Source organism: Bernardetia sp. MNP-M8 (genome assembly GCF_037126285.1).
GTDB lineage: Bacteria > Bacteroidota > Bacteroidia > Cytophagales > Bernardetiaceae > Bernardetia.
This window is the reverse complement of the sequence record NZ_CP147012.1, coordinates 318,518-331,650: the sequence shown is the minus strand read 5'-3', so window position 1 is coordinate 331,650 and position 13,133 is coordinate 318,518. Positions and strand designations below refer to the sequence as shown.

Genomic DNA, 13,133 nt, shown 5'->3' with positions numbered 1-13,133 from the left:
GATTTTTATCTGTCTTTCAGAAATAAATTTCAGGTCAACTAGGACTTACTTCTTTTGCCCAAAAGGCAAATCACCTTTAATGATTACCAGTTCTAGAATTACCTATTTTTAAATTTTAAATAATTACAACTTATGGAAACAACACTTCCAACAACTACAAAATTCTCACATATTTCTTCTGTTGCTGTTCGTAACGAAGCAATTTATGTAATGACTGATTTTGCCCAAATCAATGATAAGATTAATGATAAATTAGGTGATAAAATCAGTAATGCAGAAGACAAAAAACTAAGACAAACTACGTCTGTTTTGATAGCTAATTTGGCTAAATTAGGTTATGGAGTAGATGAAAAACTTTTGACGGCTCTCAATAATTTGCCAACCAATTATCAGCTTATGATTGCTGATAAGTTTAAAACAATAATGGGTGTAAACAAAAATTGGACTCCTTTAGTCAAAGGTTGGGATACGCCAACAGGTGAAGATATTACTGACCATTTGATTACTTGGTTTGTGAATTTATTTGCAGATAAGAATGGTAAAAACAGAGGAACTACTTTAGCCTGTGGACATACAATTCCTGCCAATACATTTCCTTTAGAGCGTTACAATGGTTGTCCTTTCTGTGGAACTCCTTTTAAATTTGGAGAGCTAGAAGATGCTAATTTTGGACAAGGAAGTAAGCTTAAAATTCTTTCTTTGTGGGCAGATAAGGAAGCAAAAGCCTATTTTGAGGATTTATTGACTTCTCAAACGGCTCTTGATGCGACACAAGTCGATAGCTTACAAAAAATGATTGAGGCATACAAAGACGAAGAATTGCCAAAGTCTGAAATTAAAATGAAGGAAACTTTAATGGTAGTTATTTCTCATTTAGTAGAACTTGGTAAAGCTCAGAAAGCTCAAGTTTATTTCAAATCACCTGTCGATGTGATGCGTTATTTGTGGTACAAACACACTGGTTTTTTACAAATTGTAAAGCCAAAAGTAATTGTAGAGAGAAAAGCAAAGAATAACAAACATATTGGAAGTGTTATTGTGCCAAATTTAGATAAAAGCGCAGTTGCAAAACTAACAGCAAAAACTGAATTAAAACTAAAATATTCAAGAAAAGAATGTTTTATGGTGGCTTCTTGGCTCAATAATTTAGAAATGAATGTTGATACGATGTGTGAAGCCATGCACCCAAAACGTGAAATGTGGGTTCGTTTTATTCGTGCTTTGCGTCTAGCAGAATACAGCAGAAAAGCAGGTTTTGAGAAATTAAAGACTGTTTTGGATAAATTCTATAACGAAGATTATCAAGTGTGGCAATCAAAAGTAGATGCTTACAGATTGAGAACTGATGTAGAAAAAACAATGCAACTTTTGAAGCAACGCCCTGGGCTTTTTGCTAGGTCTTTGTTTGCAAATATGCTTTGGTTTGGTAAAGATGATGTTTTGGAGGCTTTTTCAGAAGTAATTGATAAAGTTCCTGCTCGTCTTGTCTTTACGCTCAATACGTATGCAGAAACGTATTTCACAAAAGGTGGAACTCGTGCCGTTAAGCCTTTAGGTGGAACAAACAAAAATATTCCTAAAAATCAATTACTTTCTTTGTATGATGAAGAAGGATTGAAATCGATGAAAAAAGGAATTGAAGAAATGTGTATTTTGGCAATGAAAAAACGTTTTGCTGGTCAAACAAACAAAAATAAAACGATTTTTATTGACCCAATGCTTTTCAAAATTCCAGTTTCAATTGGAGATAGAAGCGAAACTGTTCAAGATATGCCTTCTGCGCTTATGGGAACTCGTTTTGATATTGAAGGAGATACTGTGCGTTTGTTTATGCAATGGGGTGAAGGCTTGAAAGCTCAACATTTGGATATGGACTTGAGCTGTCATGTAGCTTACAAACCTAATGTTAACAATTCACAAAAAGACTATAATCAATACGGAGGTTTCTATGAAATCTGTTCGTATAGCAATTTGGTTATTGATGGTTGTAAGCATAGTGGCGATATTCGTTCTATTCCAGAGAAAGTTGGAACGGCAGAATATATCGATATCAATGTAGCAACTTTACGAAAAAGAGGTGCGAAATACGTTACATTTACTTGTAATGCGTACTCAAATGGAGCAATTACACCAAATTTGGTTGTGGGTTGGATGAACAGTAAATTTCCAATGAAAATTTCTGAAAAAACAGGTGTTGCTTATGACCCTTCGTGTGTTCAGCATCAAGTCAGAATTCAAAAAACATTGACAAAAGGTTTAGTTTTCGGAATTTTGGATATTGATGCAAATGAAATCGTTTGGTTAGAACTTTCATTTCAAGGACAAGTTGTGGGACAGCTTAATACAAAAGGTGTAGAAGCTCTTTTAGAAAAGCTAAACGCAAAACTAAGCATCGGAAATCTATTACTGTTGAAAGCCGAAGCACAAAACTTAGAAATCGTAGAAACTAATGACACTGAAAACCCTGCTGATGAAATTTATTCCAAAGAATGGGCAATGAATACAGCAGCCGTTACTAAATTATTGGTGGATTAATTTTATATAACTTAACCGACACTTTTCGAAGTGTCGGTTTTTTTGTATTTTAGTTATACAGTTTTTTGATTTTAACTTTTAATGTGTTCCTTTAAAATCTTAGAAGCTGTTTGAGTTAATTATTTCTGTTTAAAAATGGTCAAATTCTAGTCTAGTCTATTCTACTCTACTCTCTCTAGTTGTTTTTCATCAAATAGTCCTGCTATTCTCTTCAAAAATGCCTTGACTAAAACGAGTTTCCTTCATTTTTACCTTAAACTACTAAATCAAACAGCCTCTTAGATTTGTACTAGTTTAGAAATACAAATACACGGCAGAATGCCGAATACATAGTAGTCACTCGGCAAAGCCAAGCGACAGCAGTTTACCGCTACGGCTGGGGATTAAATATTTTCTTATATCAATTCTGATCTATCTATTTATAAAATCGTCAAACAAAAATATCTTGAATTTATTAGGGTCTTCTTGTCCAAACTTTCTATTATAATCATTTATAAACTCCATTAATGAATAACCTTTAAAAACTCCAACTTTTTTCAACATATTCAAACTCTCTTTATCTTTATTTTTTTTCAATTCTTTTTTGAGAGTTTTTTTAGATAAAAATTTCATTTCTTCATTTGTACCGAAAGAATAAAAACTAGCAGATGTACGAGTAGAAGGAAATCCTGTTCTAGAATCTGTTACTGTGGTTGTGGTATAACCTGCTTTTGTATAATTACCATAAACAACTATTTTTCCAATAGTTATAATTTTACAAGGGTCATCTTTATCATTTACTCTATATACATCTCCATCATTATTTATGTATCCCCAAATATTTCCTTTTCTTATTTTTATTTCTGTCTTCTTTCCATTTTCATCTTCAAATGTAACAGTAAAATGTCCTAAAATATGATAAACACTTGAATAGATTCCATAGTCTGTTAAATTGTTATTCAAGTAATCTTCATGAGTTTTGTAAACTCCTGCTTGAGAAAAAGCAAAGTTAGAAATCACATATGACAAGAATGTAAGGATAAAATATTTTATAGTAGTGTACATAATCTAATTGGTAAGTCAGTAATTTTATTAAAATACTAAAGTTAATAAAAACTAGATACTCTACCCTCCGTTCGTCATAGTCTTCTGAAAAATAGTCGTTAAGCGTTGTCTATGACTACGATTTATCATTTGAGCAAGTCTTAGACTTGCAAAATCAGTAGGTATTTTTTTGTTTAGAATCCAAATATACTCTGATTTTATGTATTTGTATGTAATAATTTAAATAAAAATGTGGAATTAAAGACTTCTTCACGTCGTTGTAGGTCTTTAGTTTCAGCCTGCCGTTACAATGACCAACAACAAATATACAGCACAAATCTAATAACTTTCCACCAAATCAAAAAAACAGATTTACTTTCGGTCTGCTCTAACTAGACTGACCTACTTTTAATTAAGGTCAGACCAAAAGGGCAGCACCGAAGATTAAAAAGAGTAGATTAACTAATTGATAATCAGTAAGTACAATTCCGAGTTCACGTTATTTTACTAAATCAATAAAGGTAGTCATTGCTTCTTTTGTAGAAATATATTGGTCTAAACTTCCATAATTTCCATTGACAGCATAGCTAATAATCGTTTTATCTTTTGGAAAATAAATCATATTAGCATAATATCCAACGGCATCTCCACTATGCAAATAAGCCGTTCCCTTGTGCGTTTCGACTTTAAAAATTCCTAAACCATAAGAAATAGGAAAAAAGTTTTCATCTCTTTCTTTGGGTTCAAATACAGTCAGCATTTCAGCTAGACTATTTTGATTGATAATTTCCTCATTCATTAAAGCCTTAAAAAAAATAACTAAATCGTGAGAGTTGGATAATAGACCACCATCAGCAGTAAAATAATCCCAACCACTTTTATAAGTGCTTTCTGTCAGATTAAAGTTTGAATACATATCTATATAACCTCTTACCAATCCTTTAGGAACAGGGTTTTTAGCAGCAAACGCTGTATATTTTAAGTTTAAAGGGATAAAAATCTTTTCTTCAAAGACTTCATAGAATGGCTTGTTTTCAATTTCTGTAATTAGCATTCCTAGCAAAATATAATTTGTATTGGAATAATACACATCTTCCCCTACTTCGAAATAGGCACTTTGACCATACGCATAATCTAGCAATTCTTCAGGCTGCCACGTTTTTTCAAAATCATTTAGAGAAGCCGTTTGAAATTTTAGACTTTGAATATAATTATAAATTCCACTTGAATGATTCCGAAGTTGTCTAATGGTTGCCTTATCAGCGTTTTCTAATTTAGAAATAACACTTTCCGAAACATAATCAGCAATTTTATCATCTAAATTTAGTTTTCCTTCTTCTACAAGTTTCAAAACCGTAACGGCAGTAAACATTTTTACAGTCGAACCTACTCTAGTTTGGTGGCAAGATTGTAAATTGATGTCATTAAAAATATCTGCCTTTCCATTTGCACCACTCCAAAGTCCGTCTGTTTCTTTATAAATTGTCATCGAAACGCTAGGAATTCCTTTGGAGACTAACTGCTGCATAAATTCTTCATATTTTTGATGATTTTGGTTTTGTTGGCTGCTATCATTTGAGATGGGCGAACAGGTATAAAAATTTTCACTTAATTCTTCGCTTTTTTTACAAGAAGAAAAAATAACAATGAAAAAGAGAAGAGGAAATACTAAATTGATTTTTTGATTGAACATAGGAGAAATAATTACGAATTACGAATTAAAAATTATGAATTATGAAATGAACATTTCATGTATTATGACTTAATTACAGGTTTAATGATGAAAATTAATTTTGCTGTTGTTCGTACATGAGCGACTTATAAGTTCTTTTATTTCGAAACAAAAAATTTGTAACCTACATGGAAATTAATATGAGTCATAATAGGAATAAAACCTGGCGAATAAGGATATTCTGCCCAAGATTGATAGCGAACAAATAATTTGGTACTGTATTTTTCTGATGGTTTGAGATAATAGCCAGCACCAAGTGAAAAAGTAGGGTACAAACGTCCATTTCCTCTATCTTTTTTCTTTTTATAAACTCCATCTACAAGTGCAAATTCGTCTTGTGTAGAAAATGTATGTAAATAGCCAACTCCTAATAGAGCTTGAAGGGCTAAACCAAATTTGAAACGTTTTTCATAACCTAGCTCACTAAAAACAGCAATTCCTTGAGCTAAATCTTTGTGATAAAAATAGGAAGCATTAACTGTCTGAAACCAGTGATGAGATTTTTGAGGAAAGTTGGAATAATACTCTTTTGAGTAATTGAATTCTGTTCCAACTTGTAGACCCAAATGAACAGGTGTAGTAAAAAAACGAGTAAAAGGAATAGCTGTTGATTGATTAAAAATCGAAATCTGTACAGGAATTTTTTGTGCATTTGCAGAAGAAAGACTAAAATAAAAAAGACAACTAAGTAAAATCAAAAACTGAAAAGTCAAAAACTGAAAAATACGATTTTGTTTGCTGAAAATAGATTGGAATTTGTTTGCTTTCATTGAATTTTTAGAATTGCTTAAAAGTAATTTTTGAAAATTTGATTAAGCAAAACTAACTAAGCAAAAAGATAAAAAATAATTATTTAACCTAAAAAACCATTTTAAAATACTCAAAAGGGCATTTTTGAAACTGAAACGGACATGTTTTTAATCTTAATACCTTTGCTCTCGTCAGTGTTCTCCTGACAATTTCTAACTAAACTTGATACCATTCCAAAAACTTAGAAACATTTGCTTTGGCTACAAACTGCTCTTCCAAACTTTTTGGAGAAAGATTAATTTTGAGTTTGCGAGTAGTAGTAGTTTCGTAGCCAATAATACTTTTTCGGTTTGCAATAATTTGACGATTGAGCTGATAGAAATTTTGAGGAGAAAGAAGCGAAGAAAAATGTTGTAACTTTTCTTTTTGATGAAAGCGTTTGCTTTCAAACGTAGTCAGATACATATTTTTTTCTGAAAGCTCAAAAAAAGCAATTTCTTCAACAGGAATTTTAATAAACTCGTGTCCACGATTGACTACAAAATAGGCAGTAAGTTTATTTTTTTGTTCTTCTAATTTTGTCTTTAAGTCTGTTTCTACTTTGGCTGTTAATTCTTCTGTAAGTTTTTTGGTTTCTTGCTCTACCTTTATTTTAAGATTGTTTTCCAATTCTTTTTCTAGTTTTTTCTCTAAATTTTTGGTCAACACTTCACTTCTATTCTTTAATTCAAAATTGATAAAATAAGCTGTATTAGCCAATAATAAGAACATAAAAACTAAAGGTAATTCAAGATAAAATACAGAACTTGTATGAAGTGGAATTTCTAATAAATAAATTAAATACAAAATTTCTATACTAATAATCAAAATCAGAGGGAGAAATATTCCCATCAAAAATTGCTTTTTTATTCTAGTAGAAAATTCGTATTTATAAAAATGAGTGGCATCTAATCTTTTATAAAATAAGTATAAATAAAATCCACATAAATAACTTAATACAAGTGAAAATATGAGGTCTGTATAATAACTAGGATTATTTAATAATTCAGAAAAAGTATTATCATTACCAATATGTACGACAGCTAAGGCAGAAAGTGTATAATAAATAAAAAACCAATATGTAGAAATTACTTTTTTGGACATAATTTAAAAGAAGCAGGCAGAACAAAATGGATTTTGATTTTGTAAATTAGAAAAAAGCCAACAACTTTTATAAGTTATTGGCTTTTTAAGAATAGAAATAAATGATTTTTTTATAAAAAGCTATATTAATTCAAATAAGTAAGAGCTTTTTGCATTTCTTCAAAAGTAACTTCTTTATATTCTAAGTCTATTGGGTCAGTAGAAACTTTTGTGTTTTTGAGAGCCATAAACAGTTTATCCTCTTTTTTACGAATACCGAAAACAGTAATAGATTCATCTTTGGGAATAGATGCAAAGATGTTTTTTCCTTCTCTATTATCTCCTTTCATGACTGAATTAATGTTATTGAATATAATTCTAACAGGACTAGATGAATTGACAAGTAAATCAACTTTTTCATCATCAGGAACACTATAAAATCTATCACAGTTTATCCAACCCATATCACTGACACGCATAATGTATGTTTCAAGTGTAGCTGTTGATACATTATTTACATTTTTTGCAGCTATTGCGTTATAACTGTCTATGATGGATTGTCTAAATTCATTATATCTTGCTTGCTTTTCTTCTAATGCTTTTTTGTAAAAAAACTCTCTTCTTCTGACAACTTGAACATCCTCCTTAAATGGTTTTGCTGTCGTTTTTACGATGGCTGTCCAAACCAAAATAGGATTTTTGCGTTTTTTGTAGGAAATAGTATAATTTTCTTCGCTATCTCGTTGTGTTTTTTTCCAGTTTCTAAATTCGTTTTCTCCTTGTTCTAATATCTCTTTCCAAATATCCAAAGACTGAACATAGAAATTTCTTTTATCTTGGCTACAACTTCTTATTGAAGATAATTGTGTAGTAAAACGAAGTCCTGAACCTGAGTTTACAGTGCGAATAAAAGAAGTTTGAGAAAGAGAATGGTTTGTTTGATACAACTCATCTACAATCAATGCTGTTCCTTTTTTTCCAAGTTCAACAGCTAATTGAATAGTATCATAAACATACCTTTCTTCACCTTCATTATTTGGATAAATTTCTCTTGAAACTTTTGAATACAATTCTAGGAAGCTCGTATCTTTGCTCAAAAATTGTTTTTTATTGTAGTAGTAACTGTTTTTTAGGACTTTATTTTTAGTTGTTACTTTTCTGTGATTTACTTTTCTAAAGCTACTTTCATGTTCTTTACTCGTTGTTACATCCAAATTTTCAGAAAGGGCTTCTACCGTTTCAGAAACTATCTGTACATCTCCACATTCACAATCCTTTACACCACTTAGTTCGTAATCAGGAAGTTCTTTGTTAAAAAGAAAAACAGTTTTATAAAAATCTCTTTTTCTAGGAATGCGTTGTAATTTAATTTTTTCTTTTGTATCAGACCATTCAGAGGGAGGATTTGAAACAGAGTTTGCAGTAGCGTTAGTGGAAGAAGTCAAATAAACACTCATTCCATTTTTATTTCTTTTTTGAGTATTAATGCTAGGCATTTCTATATCAATCTTATTTTTTAAATGAACTTCTTTTCCATCAGAAGTAGACTTTAAGTGAAGCATTCCACCACTTTCCAAAAAACCACCTTTTGTATTGGTGGTAAGTCCAGAAAGCAAAACTGTTGATTTGTCATAAAATTCTTTTACCTCAAAAATAATAGGCTCTGTAATAGGTGAACCATCTTTAAAATGAAAAGAACCAGAATCAATATGAATATAAGTTCCTAAATCACAAAAAATATCTTGCTCTCCATTATTAATGATTTTGAAAGTTTGAGTTTTGGGAGCAAAACGACTAAAAAAGGTAGCCGAATCAGCAGAAGAAAAAGAATCTAATTCATCATCTGAAAACGTTCTTTTACTCTCATCCTTATTTTTATTTTGAGCAAAATTAGTTGAAGAATTTAAAGCATCATTTTCTAGTAATGCTGTTCGCTCATCTTCATTATCTAAATTTGGGCGAAGTGTGTTTGCTGTTTCAGAAGAATCCTCGTTTGACTTTTCGTTTTGCTGTGTCTGACAGCTAGAAAAACTGACTAAAAGTAGAACAGAAAAAACAAGATAAAAATAATTTTGATTCTTTAAAGAAGGTTTACTTTGGGGCTTAGGTTTCATAAGTAGATGTAGTTGGAGTAGTTAGTGATAGTAAGAATAACATTGTACAAACATATTATTTTATAAGTAACGGAAGATTTGAAAAAAAGTATAAATTTTTCATAAAAAAATAAACCTAAACAGTGATAAGTATAATCTTATCATCATTTAGGTTGTGATTTGAGTTTTAGTAGGAAAGATTTGTTTTTTATTTCTGTAAAATAGCATTAAAATCTATTCTGATTTACTAAAATCAGATTTTGTTTTTAAGATAATATCAGCCAGTTGAGGAGAAAAAAGTAATAATTGATTCTTAAACAAAACAAAATATTTTCCTCTAGCTGTATAGATTTCTAATTTTTGAGGTTCTTCGCTTCTAATATCATTCAATGAAAAAATAGCGATTGGCGAAATATTTTTTAAAGAATCTTGAAGATTATCATTTTTGACATACTGTTCGCCCATAACTTGACTAAAATAAGGCAGATATTCGTAAATTCTATTGGTGTCTGCTTCTGCTAGTTCTCTTATTTTAAATGTTTTTCCTGTAAAATCTACTGTAAAACTCTCTTCTTGATTTTGTGGATAAGAAACGGAAAGCGAACGAAATGTATTTGGTGTAGTAGCCAAAAGTGTTCGGTCTTGCCATTCATAAGGACGAATATCGAAAATATCTCTAATCTGTAAATAATATCCAGGTATATAAATCGAATAAGGAGAAGTTGATTCTGCTAACATAGCATACGTTTCGCCTTCGTGAGTACAAACTTTATAATTTCGGATTTGATTTTCACCCTTAAAAACTTCTACATTAATTCCATTCAAAAGAAAGCTATTAATAACATCATCTTTTATACTTTCTGAAACAGGTTTTTTGACTTCAATGCGTTGCATAATTGCCCAAAGAGAAGCTATCATTTCTTCATCAACAACAAAGTCATTATTCATTAGCCATTGGCTTGAATTGGCTGTACTTTGAGTAAGTATTTGTTCTCCCAAAACAAGTTTTGTAATTCCTGTTGTATCTTCTAAAGCATATTTTGTCTCATTAATGATAGATTTATCAGAGGAAGAACTTTGAGAAGGAATTGCAAAAAAAATACCCAACAATAACACGACAGCTAAAAGTGCAAGTAGTTGTAACTTGAGAGAAAAACCTGTATTCGAACTTGGAGATGAATTTTTACTCATAGATGTATTTTTTTGCTATTCTATAAAAAGGATATTTTTTACAAATATACTAAAAGCAATCTTTTGTCTTTTAAGTATTTTGCTATTACTAAACTTGATTAAAAGATTAATTTTGACACTCTACTTTTTCAAGTGTGGTGTTTATTCCTAGCGATTCATCTGAGCTACTAATTGTCACTTTATTGTCTTCTAAAACAAGAGTTATAGAAGTAGTTTCTGTTTTTCCTTCTTGCATAAACGTATAGGTTGCCTGTATTGTATTTTCTTCTAGTGTTCCTTCAAAAGTTCCCTTTCGTTGGTCTTTTTCAGCAGGCAACCAGTTGTAAATACCTGTTACTTTTTGGTTTTCTATGGTTAGATTTAATTCTTCTATATCTTTCATTCCCGAACCATCAGCAAAGAGAGTTTCCTTTCTAAAACAGTCTGTTTTACTAGAAACAGTTTCTTCTTCCTTAGTTTGATTTTCAACTGTTTGTGAATCTTGTTTTTCAGTACTCTGTGTATTATTTGAGTTACTACAACTAGCTAAGAATAAAGCTAGAAATAAGATGTTTTTAATTTTAGATGACATTTTTTTGATAGTTATTGTAATTTATACAGACCATAAAATCTGTAATAAATAGAATAAGAACAAAATTACTTAAAAATTATATATTCTATTAAAGAAGAATTTTAATTTATAAATTTATTCCTGCAATATTAGGGAATATAACATAATTAGTTTTACTAATGTGTGAAACTCTCGTTTTTGTTTTGTCTTTATAATTACTTTTGAGCAATTTTGCATTTAATTATTTATTTTTCAATACGCATTGAAAAATTTCCCTCAATTTATTTCAACCAGCACCATGAGTTTTATAAAAAAAACAACAGCAATAATCTGTTGTATCTTTACAGTCGTGACATTTACAAACAATGTATTTAGTCAGACAGAAACCCAAACACAGCCTAAAACAGATACTAATAGTAACCAACATCCAATAGATTCACGTCCCAAACTTGTTATCGGAATTGTGGTAGACCAAATGCGTTATGATTATTTATATCGATTTTATAATCAATATTCTGAAAATGGTTTCAAAAGACTTCTGAATGATGGATTTTCGTGTGAAAATACACACTATAATTATACACCTACCAATACAGCCCCAGGGCATGCTTCTATTTTTACAGGAACTACTCCAACCAATCACGGAATAATAAATAATAATTGGTATAGTAGAGCTGAAAACAGAATTTTTTATTGTACAGAAGACAAGAATGTACAAGGGCTTGGAACAGGAAATCCAGAAGATAAAAATGGAAAAATGTCGCCTCGTAATCTCAAAACAAGTACAATTACGGATGAACTTCGTTTAGCAACAAACCAAAAAGCTAAAGTAATTGGTATTTCTATTAAAGATAGAAGTGCAATCTTACCAGCAGGACATATTCCAAATGGAGCATATTGGCATGATGCAAGCTCAGGAAAAATGATTAGTAGCACTTATTATTTTGATAAACTTCCTGAGTGGGTAAATGATTTTAATGATAAAAAGCTACCTGATACGTATATAAAAAAAGGTTGGGAATTACTTTTACCTTTAGCATCTTATACAGCTAGTCTTCCAGATGAGAATAACTACGAAGCAATGCCTACAAAAGATAAAAAAGCTACTTTTCCTTATTTTATAGATAAATATGATGGAGCAAAAAAATATAGACAGTTTCCTTATACTGCACTTGCAAATAGTTTTTTAAAGGATTTTGCACAAGAGGCTATTTTGAAAGAGGAACTAGGAAAAGATAAGATTACTGATTTCTTGACACTTAGTTTTTCAGCTACAGATTATGTGGGACATCGTTACGGAATTTATTCAGTAGAAGTTCAGGATACTTATTTAAGATTAGATAGAGAACTAGCTGCTTTTTTTGAGTTTTTAGATACCACTATAGGGGAGGGAGAATATACGCTTTTCTTGACAGCAGACCATGCAGGCGCACCAACACCTTCTCATTTACACGATTTACAATTTGATGCTGATTATTTTGAATGGGATTCTATGAAAGTAGAATTAAACACTTTTTTAGAAGAAAATTATGGAAAAGGTGAGTTTGTAACCTATCTAAGCGATCAAGATGTGTTTTTAAATAGAGAATTAATTATTCAAAAAAAGATTTCTTTAGAAGAGATACAACAAAAAACAAGAGATTTTTTACTTACTCAAAAAGGAATTAGCCAAGCCATAACATCAACTGAACTAAGTAAACAAATTCAGAGAACTGGATTTATGCAGCTCGTTCAAAATGGATTTAATCCTAAACTTTCACCTGATGTAGCTTTTCTTTTTCAATCAGGTTATATGGATTCTTATTATAAAAAAGGAGGTACTGCACATGGAACCCCTTATACATATGATACACAAGTTCCACTCTTATTTTTTGGTAAAAACATTAGTAAAGGAAATACTCACCGTAGAGTAGAAATTACAGATATTGCAGCCACATTAGCATCTTTACTACATCTTCAACAACCAAGTGGTTGTATCGGAAACCCAATTATAGAAATTTTTGAGTAATTATTAAATAATACTATTTTTCTGTAAAAACAAAAAAGCAAATTCTTACTGAGGATTTGCTTTTTTGTTTAAAATAATTAAAAAAGTAGGGTGAAATTTGAATTTTACCGAACATTCTAAAAATAATAT

The 13,133-nt window shown here is 30.5% G+C and carries 9 protein-coding genes; 2 read left to right on the top strand and 7 right to left on the bottom strand.

Annotation, left to right across the window (positions count from 1 at the left end; genetic code table 11):
- Nucleotides 1-132 precede the first annotated feature (132 nt).
- A complete protein-coding gene (locus V9L04_RS01370) occupies nt 133-2,535 on the top strand; it encodes a hypothetical protein (protein WP_338792269.1) in 2,403 nt (800 codons plus the stop codon).
- A 411-nt stretch (nt 2,536-2,946) separates the two neighbouring features.
- On the opposite strand, the gene V9L04_RS01365 is transcribed toward V9L04_RS01370, so the two are convergent.
- The 7 genes from V9L04_RS01365 to V9L04_RS01335 all read right to left on the bottom strand — a co-directional run bounded on the left by V9L04_RS01365 (nt 2,947) and on the right by V9L04_RS01335 (nt 11,017).
- Complete coding sequence (locus tag V9L04_RS01365) at nt 2,947-3,579, bottom strand: hypothetical protein (protein ID WP_338792268.1); 633 nt, start codon at nt 3,577-3,579, stop codon at nt 2,947-2,949.
- A gap of 478 nt (nt 3,580-4,057) precedes the next feature.
- A complete protein-coding gene (locus tag V9L04_RS01360) occupies nt 4,058-5,251 on the bottom strand; it encodes a serine hydrolase domain-containing protein (protein WP_338792267.1) in 1,194 nt (397 codons plus the stop codon).
- Nucleotides 5,252-5,388: 137 nt separating this feature from the next.
- The gene (locus tag V9L04_RS01355) at nt 5,389-6,060 is read right to left on the bottom strand and encodes a hypothetical protein (RefSeq protein WP_338792266.1); all 672 of its coding nucleotides are present in this window, start codon (nt 6,058-6,060) and stop codon (nt 5,389-5,391) included.
- Between the two features lie 196 nt (nt 6,061-6,256).
- Complete coding sequence (locus tag V9L04_RS01350) at nt 6,257-7,183, bottom strand: LytTR family DNA-binding domain-containing protein (protein ID WP_338792265.1); 927 nt, start codon at nt 7,181-7,183, stop codon at nt 6,257-6,259.
- Between the two features lie 125 nt (nt 7,184-7,308).
- A complete protein-coding gene (locus V9L04_RS01345) occupies nt 7,309-9,276 on the bottom strand; it encodes a hypothetical protein (protein ID WP_338792264.1) in 1,968 nt (655 codons plus the stop codon).
- A 213-nt stretch (nt 9,277-9,489) separates the two neighbouring features.
- Nucleotides 9,490-10,446 (bottom strand): hypothetical protein, encoded by a 957-nt coding sequence (locus tag V9L04_RS01340; RefSeq protein WP_338792263.1) that lies wholly within the window; start codon nt 10,444-10,446, stop codon nt 9,490-9,492.
- A 106-nt stretch (nt 10,447-10,552) separates the two neighbouring features.
- The gene (locus tag V9L04_RS01335; RefSeq protein ID WP_338792261.1) at nt 10,553-11,017 is read right to left on the bottom strand and encodes a hypothetical protein; all 465 of its coding nucleotides are present in this window, start codon (nt 11,015-11,017) and stop codon (nt 10,553-10,555) included.
- A 277-nt stretch (nt 11,018-11,294) separates the two neighbouring features.
- On the opposite strand from V9L04_RS01335, the gene pafA reads away from it, so the two are divergent.
- Nucleotides 11,295-13,004 carry an alkaline phosphatase PafA gene (pafA, locus tag V9L04_RS01330; protein WP_338792260.1) on the top strand — a complete coding sequence of 570 codons (1,710 nt, stop codon included), beginning with the start codon at nt 11,295-11,297 and terminating at the stop codon, nt 13,002-13,004.
- The last annotated feature ends 129 nt before the right edge of the window (nt 13,005-13,133 follow it).